This is a genomic window from Streptomyces sp. NPDC059668 (assembly GCF_042734135.1).
Classification (GTDB): Bacteria; Actinomycetota; Actinomycetes; order Streptomycetales; family Streptomycetaceae; genus Streptomyces.
Map to the genome: position 1 here is coordinate 57,100 of NZ_JBHWEL010000019.1, position 16,588 is coordinate 73,687.

16 protein-coding genes and 1 pseudogene are annotated in these 16,588 nt (G+C 70.0%); 9 read left to right on the forward strand and 8 right to left on the reverse strand.

Going from position 1 to position 16,588, the window contains the following annotated elements:
* Positions 1 to 178: 178 nt before the first annotated feature.
* Positions 179 to 1,039 (reverse strand): 3-hydroxybutyryl-CoA dehydrogenase, encoded by an 861-nt coding sequence (locus tag ACFV2J_RS16510; protein WP_385087154.1) that lies wholly within the window; start codon positions 1,037 to 1,039, stop codon positions 179 to 181.
* Between the two features lie 172 nt (positions 1,040 to 1,211).
* Here ACFV2J_RS16510 and ACFV2J_RS16515 point away from each other — a divergent pair, with 172 nt between their 5' ends.
* Positions 1,212 to 2,492: a glycoside hydrolase family 10 protein gene (locus ACFV2J_RS16515; RefSeq protein ID WP_385439268.1), complete on the forward strand. Its 1,281-nt coding sequence runs from the start codon at positions 1,212 to 1,214 to the stop codon at positions 2,490 to 2,492.
* A 37-nt stretch (positions 2,493 to 2,529) separates the two neighbouring features.
* Here ACFV2J_RS16515 and ACFV2J_RS16520 read toward each other — a convergent pair whose 3' ends face one another.
* Positions 2,530 to 2,724 carry a DUF1918 domain-containing protein gene (locus ACFV2J_RS16520; RefSeq protein WP_148007743.1) on the reverse strand — a complete coding sequence of 65 codons (195 nt, stop codon included), beginning with the start codon at positions 2,722 to 2,724 and terminating at the stop codon, positions 2,530 to 2,532.
* A 92-nt stretch (positions 2,725 to 2,816) separates the two neighbouring features.
* Complete coding sequence (locus tag ACFV2J_RS16525) at positions 2,817 to 3,758, reverse strand: DMT family transporter (protein WP_385087148.1); 942 nt, start codon at positions 3,756 to 3,758, stop codon at positions 2,817 to 2,819.
* On the opposite strand from ACFV2J_RS16525, the gene ACFV2J_RS16530 reads away from it, so the two are divergent.
* The 3 genes from ACFV2J_RS16530 to ACFV2J_RS16540 all read left to right on the forward strand — a co-directional run bounded on the left by ACFV2J_RS16530 (position 3,757) and on the right by ACFV2J_RS16540 (position 6,392).
* A complete protein-coding gene (locus ACFV2J_RS16530; RefSeq protein ID WP_385087145.1) occupies positions 3,757 to 5,193 on the forward strand; it encodes a PLP-dependent aminotransferase family protein in 1,437 nt (478 codons plus the stop codon). The two genes, ACFV2J_RS16525 and ACFV2J_RS16530, sit on opposite strands and share 2 nt — an antisense overlap.
* Before the next feature lie 114 nt (positions 5,194 to 5,307).
* Positions 5,308 to 5,745: a GNAT family N-acetyltransferase gene (locus ACFV2J_RS16535; protein WP_385087142.1), complete on the forward strand. Its 438-nt coding sequence runs from the start codon at positions 5,308 to 5,310 to the stop codon at positions 5,743 to 5,745.
* A 62-nt stretch (positions 5,746 to 5,807) separates the two neighbouring features.
* A complete protein-coding gene (locus tag ACFV2J_RS16540) occupies positions 5,808 to 6,392 on the forward strand; it encodes a histidine phosphatase family protein (protein ID WP_385087139.1) in 585 nt (194 codons plus the stop codon).
* Between the two features lie 47 nt (positions 6,393 to 6,439).
* On the opposite strand, the gene ACFV2J_RS16545 is transcribed toward ACFV2J_RS16540, so the two are convergent.
* Positions 6,440 to 6,934 (reverse strand): DUF6314 family protein, encoded by a 495-nt coding sequence (locus ACFV2J_RS16545; protein ID WP_385087136.1) that lies wholly within the window; start codon positions 6,932 to 6,934, stop codon positions 6,440 to 6,442.
* Between the two features lie 7 nt (positions 6,935 to 6,941).
* Complete coding sequence (locus ACFV2J_RS16550) at positions 6,942 to 7,772, reverse strand: LysR substrate-binding domain-containing protein (protein ID WP_385087133.1); 831 nt, start codon at positions 7,770 to 7,772, stop codon at positions 6,942 to 6,944.
* A 58-nt stretch (positions 7,773 to 7,830) separates the two neighbouring features.
* Between ACFV2J_RS16550 and ACFV2J_RS16555 the strand changes: the two genes are divergently transcribed.
* Positions 7,831 to 8,235 carry a DUF5997 family protein gene (locus ACFV2J_RS16555; RefSeq protein WP_385087130.1) on the forward strand — a complete coding sequence of 135 codons (405 nt, stop codon included), beginning with the start codon at positions 7,831 to 7,833 and terminating at the stop codon, positions 8,233 to 8,235.
* Positions 8,236 to 8,858: 623 nt separating this feature from the next.
* Here the strand turns inward: ACFV2J_RS16555 and ACFV2J_RS16560 are convergent.
* The 3 genes from ACFV2J_RS16560 to ACFV2J_RS16570 are packed head-to-tail and all read right to left on the reverse strand — an operon-like array spanning position 8,859 to position 12,771.
* Positions 8,859 to 10,655, reverse strand: a complete 1,797-nt coding sequence (locus tag ACFV2J_RS16560; RefSeq protein ID WP_385439276.1) for an ADP-ribosylglycohydrolase family protein — start codon at positions 10,653 to 10,655, stop codon at positions 8,859 to 8,861.
* A complete protein-coding gene (locus ACFV2J_RS16565) occupies positions 10,652 to 11,386 on the reverse strand; it encodes a DarT ssDNA thymidine ADP-ribosyltransferase family protein (protein ID WP_385087127.1) in 735 nt (244 codons plus the stop codon). The genes ACFV2J_RS16560 and ACFV2J_RS16565 overlap by 4 nt, the downstream gene beginning before the upstream one ends.
* Positions 11,383 to 12,771: a 3'-5' exonuclease gene (locus ACFV2J_RS16570; protein ID WP_385439279.1), complete on the reverse strand. Its 1,389-nt coding sequence runs from the start codon at positions 12,769 to 12,771 to the stop codon at positions 11,383 to 11,385. The genes ACFV2J_RS16565 and ACFV2J_RS16570 overlap by 4 nt, the downstream gene beginning before the upstream one ends.
* A gap of 278 nt (positions 12,772 to 13,049) precedes the next feature.
* Between ACFV2J_RS16570 and argC the strand changes: the two genes are divergently transcribed.
* The 4 genes and pseudogenes from argC to ACFV2J_RS16590 all read left to right on the forward strand — a co-directional run.
* Positions 13,050 to 14,078: an N-acetyl-gamma-glutamyl-phosphate reductase gene (gene argC / locus ACFV2J_RS16575; RefSeq protein ID WP_385087121.1), complete on the forward strand. Its 1,029-nt coding sequence runs from the start codon at positions 13,050 to 13,052 to the stop codon at positions 14,076 to 14,078.
* Positions 14,075 to 15,226, forward strand: coding sequence for a bifunctional glutamate N-acetyltransferase/amino-acid acetyltransferase ArgJ (argJ, locus tag ACFV2J_RS16580; protein ID WP_385087119.1), 1,152 nt, complete (start codon positions 14,075 to 14,077; stop codon positions 15,224 to 15,226). Before argC ends, argJ begins: the two co-directional genes overlap by 4 nt.
* The gene (argB, locus tag ACFV2J_RS16585; protein ID WP_385087116.1) at positions 15,223 to 16,134 is read left to right on the forward strand and encodes an acetylglutamate kinase; all 912 of its coding nucleotides are present in this window, start codon (positions 15,223 to 15,225) and stop codon (positions 16,132 to 16,134) included. The genes argJ and argB overlap by 4 nt, the downstream gene beginning before the upstream one ends.
* Positions 16,131 to 16,500 (forward strand): annotated as a pseudogene (locus ACFV2J_RS16590) (aminotransferase class III-fold pyridoxal phosphate-dependent enzyme); the annotation flags it as partial. The gene argB and the pseudogene ACFV2J_RS16590, both read left to right, overlap by 4 nt.
* Positions 16,501 to 16,588 lie beyond the last annotated feature (88 nt).

The following is a 16,588-nucleotide window of genomic DNA, read 5'->3' on the forward strand; positions in this document are numbered from 1 at the left end:
CACGCCAACGCGACGTCCGGGTGGGGGGGGGGGGGGGGGTGGTTGGTGTTGTGGTCTTGGGTGTGTGGCGCGCCCCACTACTGGTGGGTGTGGTGTGTCCGCGAGAGGTGGTGGGGGGCCCCCACCCCCACGTGGGTCCGAGGCCGGCCCCACGTGGGCCGGACGGTGAGGGAGAGGGTCAGCCGTAGGTGTAGAAGCCCGAACCCGACTTCCGGCCCAGCCGGCCCGCGTCGACCATGCGCTGGAGCAGCGGGGGCGCGGCGTACAGCGGCTCCTTGTACTCCTCGTACATCGAGTACGCGACCGAGGCCACCGTGTCCAGGCCGATCAGGTCGGAGAGCTTGAGCGGACCCATCGGGTGGGCGCAGCCCATCTCCATGCCGTTGTCGATGTCCTCGCGGCTGGCGATGCCCGACTCGAACATCCGGATCGCGGAGAGCAGGTACGGGATCAGCAGGGCGTTGACCACGAAGCCGGAGCGGTCCTGGGCGCGGATCGCGTGCTTGCCGAGGGCCTTCTCGGCGAACAGCTGCGCCCGGCTCAGGGTGCCCTCGGAGGTGGTCAGCGCCGGGATCAGCTCGACGAGCTGCTGCACCGGCGCCGGGTTGAAGAAGTGGATTCCGACGACCTGGTCGGGGCGCGAGGTGGCGACGGCGAGACGGACCAGCGGAATCGAGGAGGTGTTCGAGGCGAGGATCGCGTCCTGCCGGGTCACCACCTGGTCGAGCACCTGGAAGATCTCCGTCTTCACCTGCTCGTTCTCGACGACGGCCTCGATCACCAGGTCCCGGTCGGCGAACTCGCCGAGGTCGGTGGTGAAGCTCAGGCGGTCCTGGGTGGCGGCGAGCTCGTCGGCCGAGATCTTCCCGCGCTCGGCGGCCTTGGAGAGGGAGTTGAACAGCCGGGTACGGCCGATCTCCAGGGCCTCGCCCGTGGTCTCGGCGACCTTGACGTCCAGACCCGCGCGGGCGCACACCTCGGCGATGCCCGCTCCCATCTGGCCGCAGCCCACCACTCCGACGCGTTCGATGTCGGTCACATCGTCCCCTTCGTTGATCCACCGGCCTGGCAGGTCCCCCGTTGTCCGGTGCCTGCTCCGATCGTGCACGTTACCCGGAAGTATCGATGATCGATCGCCCGGGGCGGGCATGCTGGGCGAGGACGGGACGATCCGTGACCGGGCGGGTCCACAGGGTAAGAGGAGTGCGCTGATGGAGCGGCTGTCGCGGCGGACGTTCACGGTGGCCGCGGCGGCGGCGCTCACGGTCCCTCTCGCCACGGGCGACTCCGTGGCGAGACCCGGCACCGGGGGCACCCCCGGCCCGCCCGGCCCGCCCGGCCGGCCCGGCCGGCGGGGAGCGGCCCCCGCGGAGCTGCGCGGCATGTGGCTGACGACGGTCCTGAACCGCGACTGGCCCTCGCGGGCCGGGCTGACCCCGGACCGGCAGCGTGCCGAACTCATCGCTCACCTCGACACCGCGGTCCGCCGCCGTCTCAACGCCGTGATCTTCCAGGTGCGCCCGGCGGCCGACGCGTTGTGGCCCTCGGCGTACGAGCCGTGGTCGCAGTACCTGACCGGCGTCCAGGGCCGGGACCCCGGCTGGGACCCGCTCGGCACGGCGGTGACCGAGGCCCACGCGCGTGGTCTGGAACTGCACGCCTGGTTCAACCCGTACCGGATCGCCTCGCACACCGACCCCGGCAGGCTGGCGGCGAACCATCCGGCGCGCACGCACCCCGACTGGGTCGTCCGGTACGGGGGGAAGATGTACTACAACCCCGGGCTGCCGGCGGTGCGCACGTTCGTGCAGGACGCGATGCTCGACGCGGTGCGCAAGTACCCGGTCGACGCGGTGCACTGGGACGACTACTTCTACCCGTACCCGGTCGCCGGACAGACCTTCGACGACAGCGCCGCGTACGCGGCGCACGGCGGAGGTTTCCGGGACCGGGCCGCCTGGCGGCGCGACAACATCGACAGACTGGTGCGGGAGATGGGTGCGCGCGTCCGGCAGATCCGGCCGGGCACACGCTTCGGCATCAGCCCGTTCGGAGTGTGGCGCAACGCCGCGAGGGACCCGCAGGGTTCGGACACCCGGGCCGGCGTGCAGACGTACGACGATCTGTACGCCGACACCAGGAAGTGGGTCCGTCAACAATGGATCGACTACATCTGCCCGCAGGTCTACTGGAATCTCGGCTTCGCCGCCGCCGACTACGCGAAGCTCGTGCCCTGGTGGGCGGCCGTCACCCGGGGCACCGGCGTCCGGCTGTACGTCGGCGAGGCGCTCTACAAGGCCGGGGACCCGGCACAGCCCGCCGCCTGGCGGGACCCGGCCGAACTCTCCCGGCACCTCACCTTCGCGCGGAAGTACCCGGGGGTGCGCGGACACGTCTACTTCTCCGCCAGGGGGGTCGGCTCCGATCCGCTCGGCGCGATGACACGGGTCGTGGCCGACCACTACCGGCAGCCGGCGACCCCCGCGCGCTGAACCGCCGCACGGGGCCACCGGCCCGTCCCGGAAGGGACTACCGCAGGGGGTCCTTGTGCCGGATCTCGGAGTCGGGGCCGGGAGAGCAGACGGCCTCGTGCCCGTCCGGGAACCGGACGCGATACGGGGGAGTCCCCTCCTTGCCCATGACCTGGGTGATCTCCGCGACCTTGTCGTGCTGTCCGACAACCCTGCCGTGCTGCACGAGCTGGTCGCCCTCGGTTGCGCGCATCTGAGGTCTCCCTCGCCAGTTGCGGGAGTGGTGGACCGTGGCCGTGAGCCCACGGCTGGTGGTGCCGGTCGATCCCGGCACCGGTGTGCTGCTCAGCCCCGCGCTCGCTGGGTGAGGGCGATGCAGACGAGCACGGCCGCCGCCGTCAGGGGCGCGGCCGGTGTGAGCCGCTCGCCGAGGAGCAGTACCGACCACACCAGTGTGAGCAGCGGTTGGGCGAGCTGCAACTGGCTGGCCTTCGGGATCCCGATCGCCGCCATGCCGCGGTACCAGACGACCAGCCCCAGGAACTGCGACCCGACCGCCACCCACAGCAGTCCCGTCACACTGTGCGCCGACAGCCGCGCGGGCTCGTACGACAACGCCACCAGCGCGCCCGGCAGCGAGAGCGGCAGACACAGGACCAGCGCCCAGCCGATCACCTGCCATCCGGGCATCACCCGGGCCAGCCTGCCGCCCTCGGTGTAACCCGCCGCGCAGATCAGCAGCGCGCCGAAGAGATAGGCGTCCGCACTGGTCAGCGATCCGCCGCTCTGCTGCACGGTGAACGCGATCACGGCGGCCGCGCCCGCGAGAGCGGCGCCCCAGAACAGCCGGGAGGGCCGGGCGCCGGTGCGCAGCGCCGAGAACAGCGCCGTCGTCAGCGGCAGCAGGCCGACGACCACGGCCGCGTGGGCGGTGGTGGAGGTGCGCAGCGCGAGCGTCGTCAGCAACGGGAAGCCCAGGACGACGCCCGCGGCGACCACGGCGAGCCCCGCCCGGTACCGCCGCGCCGGTACGGGCACCCGCAGCGCCAGCAGACAGCCGCCCGCGACGACGGCCGCGAGGGCACTGCGCACGGCGACCAGGGACCAGGGACCGAAGCCCTCCAGGCCCCAGGCGGTGGCGGGGAAGGTGAGGGAGAAGGCGGTGACACCGAGGGCGGCCTGGAGGGTGCCGGAGCGGCGCTCGGCCCGGGTGTCGGCCCGGATGTCCGCCTCGGGGGTGGTGACCGCTATCCCCGACCGCTTGATAGCGCTACTCTGTGCTCTCATGCAGCAGAGTAGCAGCGCGACAGAACTGGTGAAACAGCTGCGACAGGAGATCAACCGCTACTCTCCCGGTGGAAAGCTGCCGTCGAGCAGGGCGCTCGTGGAGCGGTTCAGGGTGAGCCCCGTGACCGTGTCGAGAGCGCTGGCGCAGCTCGCCGCCGAGGGGCTGGTGGTCACCAGACCGGGGGCCGGCGCCTTCCGGGCACGCCCCCGCACCCCCGTCGCACCGGCCGGGGACACCTCCTGGCAGGAGGTGACGCTGAGCGCGGACGCCGCGGCCGAACTCGTCCCGCGCACGGTGGACGCCTCCGGGGTCCTGGCCACGCTGGCCGCACCGCCGGCCGGCGTCGTCGAGTTCAACGGCGGCTATCTGCACCCCTCGCTCCAGCCCGAGCGGGCCATGGGCGCGGCCCTGTCCCGGGCGGGCCGCCGCCCCGGCGCCTGGTCCCGGCCCCCGGTGGAGGGGCTCGCGGAGCTGCGCGAGTGGTTCGCGCGCGGGATCGGCGGCGCGATCACGGCCGCGGAGGTGCTCGTCACGGCGGGCGGCCAGTCGGCGCTCACCACCACCCTGCGCGCGCTCGCCCCGCCCGGCGCACCGGTCCTCGTCGAGTCACCCACCTACCCGGGCATGCTGGCCATCGCCCGCGCGGCCGGACTGCGCCCCGTGCCGGTGCCGGTGGACCGCGACGGGGTGAAGCCGGACCTGCTCGCCGACGCCTTCGGAGCCACCGGCGCCCGGGTCTTCGTCTGCCAGCCGCTGTTCCAGAACCCCACCGGCGCCGTGCTCGCCCCCGAACGGCGGGGCGCGGTGCTGCGGATCGCGCGCGAGGCCGGCGCGTTCGTCGTCGAGGACGACTTCGTGCGCCGGCTCGTCCACGAGGACGCGGGCCCGCTGCCGCGCCCGCTGGCCGCCGAGGACCCCGACGGTGTCGTGGTGCACGTCGGGTCCCTGACCAAGGCGACCTCGCCGAGCTTCCGGGTCGGTGTGCTGGCCGCGCGCGGACCCGTCCTGGAGCGGCTGCGCGCCATCCAGGTCGTCGAGACCTTCTTCGTGCCGCGTCCGCTCCAGGAGGCCGCACTCGAACTCGTCGGGTCACCGGCCTGGCCCCGTCATCTGCGCTCCGTCTCCGCCGAGTTGAGGAACCGGCGGGACGTCATGACCGCCGAGCTGCGGCTGCGGCTGCCCGAACTCGCGCTGCCGCACATCCCCTCCGGCGGCTACCACCTGTGGCTGCGGCTGCCCGACGGCACCGACGAGTCCGCGCTGGCCGCCACCGCCCTGCGCGCGGGCGTGGCCGTCACCCCCGGCCGTCCCTACTTCAGTGCCGAACCCCCGGCCGCCCACCTCCGCCTCAGTTTCGCGGCGGTCGCCGGGACGGAGGAGATCACGGAGGGCGTACGACGGTTGCGCGCCGCCCGCGACGAGACGCCGCGCTGACCCGCGCCGACCTGCCGGGCCGCCCGCGCCGACATGCCGCGCCGCCCGTCCCCCGACCTCGCGCGGGAACGAAAACCGCTCGACCCCACCGCCCCGGCCTGCGACCCTCCCCGCATGACCGAACCACGACAGCTCCCCGGCGGCTACGAGATCTCCGCCGACCCGGCCCGCATCGATGTCGCCCGCGTGCACCACTGGCTCTCCACGGACGCGTACTGGGCCCTCGGCCTGCCCCGCGAGAAGCAGGAGCGCGCGATCGCGGCCTCGCTCAACTTCGGGGTGTACGACGGCGCGTCGGGCGAACAGGTGGCGTACGCCCGAGTGGTCACCGACGAGGCGACCTTCGCCTGGCTGTGCGACGTCTACGTCGCCCCGACCGTCCGTGGCAAAGGGCTGGGCTCCGCCCTGGTGGCAGCGGTCCGCGACCACCTCGAACCCTTCGGTCTGCGCCGGATCCTGCTCGCCACGCACGATGCGCACGGCGTCTACGAGAAGCTCGGATTCAGGCCGCTGGCCCGCCCTGACCAGTGGATGGCACTCGTACCGCGGTAAACCCGCGAACACCCTGCGTAGCCCCCCTTGACCTGCGGAGTCCCGCGTTCCACGATCTGCCCATGCATCTTCGGGTCACGTTCGTCGCTGCCGCGCGCAGTTCGTCGTTGCTCGCCGAGCGCTTCGAGGACGACCGACCACTGGACCAGGCAGGCTGGGACGAGGTGCAGCGCGCCGCCCCCGACCTGGTGCCGCTGGCGGCGGCCGAGCTGCGCTACTGCTCACCGACCCCGCGCAGCCGCGCCACCGGCGACGCGCTCGGTTTCGCGCCGCTGGTCCAACCCGCGCTGAGGGACTGCGACATGGGCCGCTGGCGCGGGTTCACCCTGGGCGAGGCGATGGCCCGCGAGCCGTCGGCCGTGGACGCCTGGCTCGCCGACCCGCGCTCTGCCCCGCACGGCGGCGAGTCCCTGATGTCGTTCATCTCCCGTGTCGGCGGCTGGCTCGACACCCGCCCGGCGGACGACGGGGGCCGGATCGTCGCGGTCGCGGAACCGTCCGTGGTGCGGGCCGCGCTCGTCTACGCGCTGCGGGCCCAGCCGACGACGTACTGGAACATCGACGTGCGCCCGCTGTCGACGATGACCCTCACCGGGCACAACGGCCGCTGGAACCTGCGGCTGGAGGCGTCGGCACAGCGTGGGTAGGGCGTGTCGCGGGCACCAGCGGGTCCGTCCGTCCTCCGGCGGCGTGCTCAGCGCGTCCGCGTGTACTCGGTGGTGAGGAGCAGGTCCTTGGCGGGCCCGCCCACCCGCCACACCGTCCGCCAGCGGTCCGCGTCGGACACCGTGAACTCGCCCTGGTAGAGATCCGCGGCGCAGGGGTGGTCGGCGACGTACCGGCCGGTGGTCAGGTCCAGGTCGTGGAAGGGACGGCCGTCGGAGAACCGGACGGCCGCGGTGCCCGCGCGCTGTCCGGGCAGGAACCACAGCGTGCGCTCCGCGGGCCTGGCGGTGCCCTGCCAGGTGAAGGTGCCGGACTCGTGATGGAGCAGGCCGTCGCCTCCGCCGTCGAGCGGTGACCCCGGTGAGCCGGGTGAGCCGGGTGAGCCGGGTGAGCCGGGTGAGAAAACGGTAGTCCCGGTGAAGCGCCCCTCCGCTCCGCCCGCGCGATCCCGTACCGAACGCTCCACCCGCCAGCTCCCGGTCAGGTACGTCAGGACGTCGGCCACCGGCCAGAACTCGCCCATGGGTTCCTCACGACCGCCCGCGGGGCTTGCCCCGCCGGCCGCTCTTGGCACCACCGGAGCCGCCCGAGCCGGCGCGGGAGCCCTTGCCGCCCGCTCTGCCGCCCGCGGTGCCGCCCGTCCTGCCCCCCACGGGCTTCTTCCGCCCGCCGGCCGCCTCGGCACCCTTGCCCTTGCCCTTGCCCGAAGCCGAACCCGATGCCGCGCCCGAGGGGGACGCCGACGTCTGCGAGCGTCCGCGCGAGCTGTTGACGGTCCGGCCCCGGACGATCCCGATGAAGTCCTCCACCAGATCGGTGGTCGCCTCCTCGGGCCAGGACAGCGCGACGCGTGACTCGGGGGCGTCCGTGAGCGGCCGGTAGGTGAGGTCCTTGCGGTGGTGCAGGCGCGCGAGCGACTGGGGTACGACGAGCAGTCCGACGCCCGCCGCCACGAGTTCGACGGCGTCCTCCGTGGTGGCGGGACGCTCGAACGCGGGACGGCCCGGCGGACGCTCCCAGTCGAGGGTGTCGTCGAGCGGGTGCAGCACGATGTCGTCGGCCAGGTCCTCGGCGCTCACCTCGTCGACCGCCGCCACGACATGATCCCTGGGGACCACGACGACCGTCGTCTCGGTGTAGAGCGGGATCGCGCTGAGGTCCTCCCGGTCGACCGGCAACCGTACGAAGCCGGCGTCGGCGCCGCGGTCCCGCAGCACGCCGAACGCCTCGGCGGCGGACACCGAGACGAGGGTCAGGGGGACGTCGGGCAGCCGCTCGTTCCAGATCCGCACCCACTTCGTGGGCGTCACTCCCGGGACATAGGCGAGCCGGAACGAAGGAGGTACTTCCGAGCCTGTCACCTCGCCAGGCTATCGGTCGTGGTCGGAGGTCGCGCACACGCTCGATACCCTTGACACCATGACGTCGCACCAGACCACCCAGACCATGAAGCCCGCCACCGCGGCGAAGAAGCTGGGTGTGTACCTCGAAGCCACCCCCGCCGAGTTCCAGGAGGGCGTCGTCTCGCGCGCCGAGCTGAACGCGCTGCAGACCGACCCGCCCGCGTGGCTGCAGGAGCTGCGACGCAACGGTCCGCACCCCCGGCCGGTGGTCGCCGCGCGACTGGGCATCTCCATCGCCGGGCTCGCGCGCGGCGGGGTCACCGAGCCGCTCACCACCGAGCAGATCGACGCGCTGAAGCAGGACGACCCCGGGTGGCTGCGCCGGGAGCGCGCCACCCAGGCCGAGGTCCGCAAGGAGGAGGAGCGCATCAAGGAGCGGAACGCGCAGCGCGCGGCCGAGTCCCGCGACACGCGTTCCTGACCCGAGCCACCTCCCGCTCCCGCCCCCCCCTCCCGTTCTCGCCGCCCGCCGCTCCTTCCCGGGCGGGGAACACCGTGCCACCCGTGCCGCGGCCTACGCTGTGCGCATGGGTGGGACCACGTGCTGAGTGATCGTACCGAGCACCGCACGCGCATCGGACGACCGCCGGTCCGGGCCGCTCGGCCGGCCTCGCCGACTCCGCGCACACGCCGCCGACCGTGACCCGTTGAGACGTTGCGCTGCGGTTGGCGGGGTGTGCGTGATGGGTGGCGGGCAGGATAGTGCCATTCCCGACTGGAAGAGGAGTGGCCGCCAGCGACGCACCAAATCGAGGGCGCCTACGGCGGCTCTGTGATCGCCTGGTCGAGGCGCTTGCGCCGAGTGCGGAGACCGCACTCGGCGGCATGGTGACGGCGCTGGGCCAGCAGGCGATCGCCGCTATTACCGGCTGAGTCGATTCGGAGTTCGGTGACCGCCACTCTGGACAGGTCAAGCACAACTGCGGTGAGTAGCGGTTCGCTCCGGCCTGGTGCACGCGTCTAAGGCTGGCGAGGCATCCAACGTTGCTTGGGGTTGTAGTCGTACGTCAGGAACGGAATCCCGACTCGCCCCCCATTCCGATTTTACTTCGCAGAACGCTCGCTGATACGAACAGTGCGTCCGTCGGGATCACGTACCTCAATTGTTGCGGGTGAATTGGTTTTTGTAGCGCTTTCGATGCCAAGGCGGCGTGTAGTCCCGGAAATGTTTTCAACGGTGATGTGCACGGTGATAGAAGTAACGTCGAAAAGCCTGCCAGCTACGGATTGACGGAGAAATAGGCCAGGGGTGATTTCTGCAGTACCAGCGCGGACTGGGATGTCGTGGCCGGTAACTTGAGCATAAAAAGCTGCTGAACGGGCGAGGCTGCGGGTGGAGAGGACTGCATCGGCTTCGGGCTGGGCAAAGTTTGCTGCCGCTGATTTAGTAAGCGGTGAGGTATGTGTTGTGCTTCGGATGTCTGTGGAGGCTAGCTCACGCGTATCGCTGGTTTGCCCGGATGTCGGCCGCTGTCGGGACGACTGCTCCCGGTTTTCCCCACCGAGCCTTGAGGCGGAATCTGTAGGCAGGTCGACAAGTACCGTTTGCCCATCATCAAGGGAAAGCCGTGCGCGCAGTACGCGACCGTCATTGAGAACGACAAGGTCATCGAAGCGGCACTGGCGCCCATCGGGAAATTCTCCATGGGTAGCACGGCGAGAGAGCAAAGAATCAATTAGTGCGCTGCGCAACGTTTTAGGGCGACGGGTCGGCGACTTTGGTGGATCGGTGATGTGGGCGGCGCTGCGATCAGCCAACATTGCGATGTAGTCGGCATCTTGCACGTCGATGGCCAGGTTTCCAAGCCAATTTGTTTCATGCAATGCGCCGAGAATTGCGGTAGCGAGTGATGCCAGAGTGTCCGTGTCTGCCTTGCGGAGGAACGCCGCAGTGAGTAGACCACCTTGCGGGCGGGCGGCAAATCGGCTCGCGAGGTAAATAGCTGCGGCTGCGCTTACGGTTCCAGCGCCATTGATCTTTGGGTCTGCACATCCGAGGCGTTCTAGTGTTTCTTCGGGGTTGCTCATGGCGCCGCGATGCAAGGAATCCGAGATGAGCGAGAGGAGCTGCGAGGTCTCCTTATTGGTGTCCTGCCAGGTGGCCGCGAACCGTTCAAGGTCGTGGGCGGTGCCCCATTCGGGGGGCAATACTGGAAGGACTCGGTCCACGTCAATAAGCCCAGCGGCGGCAGCCCCGACGCTGTCGCCGAATCCGTGTGTCGTTCGTGAGGAGGCGGCGTCGCGGAGCGCAAAGGCATAGACCAGCGCACCAACCAGTGCCCGGGGATGGCCGTGGGTCGTGATGCCGTCGCGCACAATGCGCCGGATCAGGTCGTCGGAGTTCTCGGCCCAAAGCACATGGGGGGCAATGCGCATCGCGACGCCATTGGCGCCGGCGTCGCGATATCGCTTCGCGGCAGCCTGGGTACGCGCTGAGCTTTCGCCCTGCCAGGGTGGACGCCCGTCAGCCCAGCACGACGCTGCGGCCAGGACTGCTCCGCCGCCGCCGCGTTGATATAGCGGCCACGTAGGAAGTTCAACCTCCGTGAGTCGCTCCCACCAACGCTCACCTGCTAGGCATGATCGGGCTGTGGCAAGCAACAGTTGAGTATCATCGCTGTACTCGCCAGCGTGAACCGGGTCGTGATAGCGCTTGGAGTAGTGGCCAGCGTTTCGAGTCCAGTTCCGAAACTCCGGCCGTGGGGTAGCGCGGTCCCGTTCTTTCTGCCCGCCAACGAGACCGCCACGGAGCTCTTGCGGCCATCCAAGCGCGTCGCCGACTGCTGCGCCCAAGAAAATACCCCGTGCGGTCTGTGCCATGGCGTCGCTGGTATTGGTCATGGTGTTGCCTTTGGTGAGGCCACCGTTGACCAGGTGGCCTCGGGAAAGTAGTGGCTGTACTGGACGGCGGCTGTGATGGTCCCCTTGTCAAACATACCCGGCGAAATCACCCACCGGATATCGTTCGGTGGGAGCGTGCCGAATCGCTCCAGCCGACCGTACTCCTCCGATGCTGCGGCTTTGGTTGGGAACACGATCGCCTGGATTGCTGACACTGGCACTGGCGTCGTCACCAGCACTTCGGCCTGGACATCGGTCGGACTGCCAGGGTCGTGGCGTGGGCCGCGGGTGCGGGTCTGTCCACCCTGGCCTCGTACTGCCGCTGCGTAGCACCCGTTCAGGCCAGTCACACCAGGGACGGCGAGGCCGGGGGCAGCGGCAGCGTTCCGTGGGCAGAACAGTGTGCCCTCCAGTGCGGCGACGGACTTGTCCAGTAGAAGGCAGACCCAGTCGGGGTAATTGACGACATGGTCCTTGCGTCGGGCGATGTCAAAGTAGAAGCCGTTCGGGTATTGCAAGCTGCAACAGACTCTGTCCGGGTAGCCATCGAGACGCTTGAGATCAGTGGCCCGATAGCAGGCACGCACGTCCTCAGAAAGGTCCTTGACGCTGCGCAGCTGCTGGTCGGCAAAGATGCTGGGCAAATTCAACGCAGGGCTGAAGTGCGTCAGCCGGGCCAGCGGCATAGTGGCCAGCGCAGTGGCCACCTCGGTGTTGACTCGGCCGGTCATGTTGTCACCTGGTAGAGACCAGATTCGGAGGTGGGTAGTAGCGGTGTCAATTCGCCGGTATGGGTGATCACGAGTTCATCGCGAGCGCGAGTCACGCCGACGTAGAGCAAACGACTCTCCCGGCTAGCGGCTTCGTCGTACCCGAAGGCAGCGACCGTATCGCCATCGGGACAACGGGTGGCTCCGCAGAAGGGTAGGAACACAACATCAAACTCAAGGCCCTTGGCTGAGTGATACGTACCCGCGTACACGCCTGCTTCGATCTCCCATCGCTGCATCTTGTCGTGCAGCATCCGGACGCCCGCCACACCGTGGACGGCCAGGCGCGCTTCTGCGCGCGTGCGGGCGAGCACTCCGACGCGTGCAACCTTGGCGAAGCTCGCAACACTTGTGGCGACCGCGGCCGCCTCGGCCTCGATCGACGGGAAACCGACCAGAGTGGGCTTGGCGCCGGCTGCGCGTTGCGGCGCCCGTGGCTCTACGAGATCAGCAGAGTCCCGGAAGTGGGGCATCTGGGCCATGGCGATGGCAAGGCGAGCGATCTCAGGGCTGTTGCGATAGTTGTCGAGGAACACCTCGGTCTTGGCGACTTTCAGGCCGCAGGAGCGCCATGACACCCGTTGTCCGTAGATCTGCTGGGCGTAGTCCGCGAACAGCGTCAGGCTGCCTTCTGGGGGGATCGCCTCTGCCAGCGAACGGATCGACTCGGGGGAGAGATCTTGTGCCTCATCAACGACGATGTGCTTGTACCGGCGGCCAGTCGCATCAGCCGCCAATGATGCGCGAACCGCGGTCGGCAGCGAGGCCCAATCATAGGGGTATCCGCCAGATGTGCGGGCGATCAGATAGTTCTTACGAATGTCCCAGACCGCTCGGCGTTGCCCTGGCTGCAGCGCGGCCATCCGGCCGACCCGGTCCACCGCGAGGTACGCCTCGACGGTAGCGAGGCCGTTACCGTCGATCCACTCCAGCTCGTCCAGGAAGAAGTCTGTCGCACGATCGAAGAATGAGCTTGGCTTGTATGACGCTGCGGCTTCCTTGACGGCCTGCTCGACGAAAACCCTGCGTTGGTCTGGGCCGGCGATCTGGTTGTAGCCCATCCGGCCCTGCGCGGCCAGATATCCGCGGGCGAAGGTCCCGTACGTCTCGATCGTGACACCCGGCAGCTTGCTGGCAAGGTGCCGCAGGTAGGTCACCAGAGAGTTGTTGTACGTGAGTAGCAGCGTGGGCCCGGCGTTTCGGGTGCGGGCGTCAGCCAGATGTGCTGCGCGATGGATAGCCATCACGGTCTTGCCAGTGCCAGCGGTTCCCAGGACAACCTGATGGCCTTGCGCAGTCAAGTAGACAACGTCGCGCTGGTGGCCTTGAGGTATCGGTAGGCTCAAGATCGTCTCCCCGTAGATCACCGGCGGGTGGGAGGGCCACGGGTATGGCACCGCCGAGAGGTGCGGCATCGTATCGGATTATCGGAGGCGTGTCCCACTGGGTGTCGTGCTCGCCGATGCGGGCGACATGCCGGTCCAGCCCGTGTTCAGCGCGCCACATCAACTGCAAGCCCGCCATCTGAAGCGCAACGTCTCAACCCGCGTCCTGGTCCCTCCATGACCGCATTGCATAAACGTGCATCGAAACGTATAGTCATGCCATCTAGGAGGAGGGTTCCATGGCGGTACGCGCAGCAGTGGCGGGAGCGAGTGGGTACGCGGGCGGCGAGGCGCTGCGTCTGCTCCTGGCGCACCCCGAGGTCGAGATCGGCGCCCTGACCGGCAACTCCAACGCGGGTCAGCGCCTGGGCGCGCTCCAGCCGCATCTGCTGCCGCTCGCCGACCGCGTCCTGGAGCCGACGACCGCCGACGTACTGGCCGGGCACGACGTCGTGTTCCTCGCCCTGCCCCACGGGCAGTCCGCGGCCGTCGCCGAACAGCTGGGGCCGGACGTCCTCGTCGTCGACATGGGCGCCGACTTCCGGCTCGCGAACCCGGCCGACTGGGAGCGGTTCTACGGTTCGCCGCACGCCGGGACCTGGCCCTACGGCCTTCCCGAACTGCCGGGTGGCCGCGCCGCGCTGGAGGGGTCCAAGCGCATCGCGGTACCCGGCTGCTACCCGACGGCAGTCTCCCTCGCGCTCTTCCCGGCCTACGCGGCCGGACTCGCCGAGCCCGAGGCCGTGATCGTCGCCGCCTCCGGGACCTCCGGCGCGGGCAAGGCGGCCAAGCCCCATCTGCTCGGCAGCGAGGTCATGGGCTCCATGTCCCCGTACGGCGTCGGCGGCGGCCACCGGCACACCCCCGAGATGATCCAGAACCTGAGCGGCGCCGCGGGCGAACCCGTCACCGTCTCCTTCACCCCGACCCTCGCCCCGATGCCCCGCGGCATCCTCGCCACGTGCAGCGCCAGGGCCAGGGCAGGGGTCACCGCCGAGTCCGTACGGGCCGCGTACGAGAAGGCGCTCGCCGACGAGCCGTTCGTCCACCTGCTGCCCGAGGGGCAGTGGCCCGCCACCGCGTCCGTCTACGGTTCCAACGCCGTTCAGATCCAGGTCGCACACGACGAAGCCACACACCGCATCATCGCGATCAGTGCCATCGACAACCTGACCAAGGGCACGGCCGGCGGGGCCGTCCAGAGCATGAACATCGCCCTCGGCCTCCCCGAGGGACTGGGTCTCACCACGATCGGAGTCGCACCGTGAGCGTCACCGCCGCCAAGGGCTTCACCGCCTCCGGCATCGCCGCAGGCATCAAGGAGAACGGCAACCCGGACCTGGCCCTCGTGGTCAACAACGGGCCCCGACTGGCCGCCGCGGGCGTCTTCACCTCCAACCGCGTGAAGGCCGCGCCGGTGCTCTGGTCCGAGCAGGTCCTCAAGGGCGGCCAGGTCTCCGCCGTCGTCCTCAACTCCGGCGGAGCCAACGCCTGTACGGGCCCCAAGGGCTTCCAGGACACCCACGCCACCGCGGAGAAGGCCGCCGCGGTCCTGGACGTGAACGCCGGCGAGGTCGCGGTGGCCTCCACCGGACTCATCGGCGTCCTCCTGCCGATGGACAAACTGCTGGCCGGCGTGGAGACGGCCGCGGCCCAGCTCGGCCCGCACGGCGGCGAGAAGGCCGCCATCGCCATCAAGACCACCGACACCGTGCACAAGACGTCGGTACGCACCGGCGACGGCTGGACCGTGGGCGGCATGGCCAAGGGCGCGGGCATGCTCGCACCCGGCCTCGCCACCATGCTCGTCGTCCTCACCACGGACGCGGACGTGGACACCGAGACCCTCGACGGGGCCCTGCGCGCCGCCACCCGCACCACCTTCGACCGGGTCGACTCCGACGGCTGCATGTCGACCAACGACACCGTGCTCCTGCTCGCCTCGGGCGCCTCGGAGGTCACCCCCGACACCGCGGAGTTCGCCGAGGCCGTACGAGCGGTCTGCGACGACCTCGGACAGCAGCTGATCCGGGACGCCGAGGGCGCCAGCAAGGACATCAAGGTCGAGGTCGTGGGCGCCGCGACCGAGGAGGACGCCGTCGAGGTGGGCCGCTCCATCGCCCGCAACAACCTCCTCAAGTGCGCGATCCACGGCGAGGACCCCAACTGGGGACGCGTCCTGTCCGCCATCGGCACCACCGGGGCCGCCTTCGAGCCGGACCAGCTGAACGTCGCCATCAACGGCGTGTGGGTCTGCAAGAACGGCGGCGTCGGCGAGGACCGCGAGCTCGTCGACATGCGCTACCGCGAGGTCCACATCGTCGCCGACCTCGCCGCGGGCGCCGCCACCGCGACCATCTGGACCAACGACCTCACCGCCGACTACGTCCACGAGAACAGCGCCTACTCCTCATGAGCCATATGACGCGGAAGCACACCGCACTCCCCAAGGCCCAGATCCTCATCGAGGCGCTGCCCTGGCTGACCCGCCACCGCGGCAAGACCGTCGTCATCAAGTTCGGCGGCAACGCCATGATCGACGAGGAGCTGAAGGCCGCCTTCGCGCAGGACGTCGTCTTCCTGCACCACGCCGGACTCAAGCCCGTCGTCGTGCACGGCGGCGGCCCGCAGATCAGCGCACAGCTCGACCGGCACGGCATCGTCAGCGAGTTCAAGGCGGGCCTCAGGGTGACCACCGAGGACGCCATGGACGTCGTACGGATGGTGCTGGCCGGACAGGTCCAGCGCGAGCTCGTCGGACTGCTCAACCAGCACGGACCCCTCGCCGTCGGCATGACCGGCGAGGACGCGCACACCATCACCGCCACCAAGCACCTGCCCGAGATCGACGGCGAACTGGTCGACATCGGCCGGGTCGGCGAGATCACCGCCATCGACACCGGTGCCATCGAGGCCCTGCTCGTCGACGGCCGGATCCCGGTCGTCTCCTCGATCGCCCGCTCCCAGGACGACGGACATGTCTACAACGTCAATGCTGATACGGCGGCTGCGGCACTCGCTGCGGCACTTGGCGCCGAAACCCTCATGGTCCTCACGGACGTCGAGGGCCTCTACGAGGACTGGCCCCACAGCGACGAGGTGATCAGCCGCCTGACCGCCTCCGAACTGGAGAAGCTGCTGCCCGAGCTGGCCAGCGGCATGGTGCCCAAGATGCGGGGCTGTCTGCACGCCGTGCGCAACGGCGTCACCACGGCCCGCGTCATCGACGGCCGGGTCCAGCACTCGATCCTGCTGGAGATCTTCACCGACGAGGGGATCGGCACGATGGTCGTGCCGGACGCGCAGGAGGGGGACGCCGTATGACCGCCAACCAGGAACTGACCGAGCGGTGGCAGGGGTCGCTCATGAACAACTACGGCACCCCGCGGCTGCCCCTGGTCCGCGGCGCGGGCACCCGGCTGTGGGACGCCGACGGCAACGAGTACCTCGACTTCGTCGGCGGCATCGCGGTCAACGCGCTCGGCCACGCCCACCCGGCGGTCGTCGAGGCCGTCGCCACCCAGATCGCCTCGCTCGGGCATGTCTCCAACCTCTTCGTCGCCGAGCCGCCCGTCGCGCTCGCCGAACGGCTGCTCCAGCTCTTCGGCCGCGCCGGCCGGGTGTACTTCTGCAACTCGGGCGCCGAGGCGAACGAGGGCGCCTTCAAGATCGGCCGGCTGACCGGCCGCGGGGCCCAGGGGGGCCCCCCCGGGGGGTTGCCCCGCCCGGCCCAGGGGGCCCCCGCCCGCCCCCCGCACCCCCCCACGCACGAGGCCCG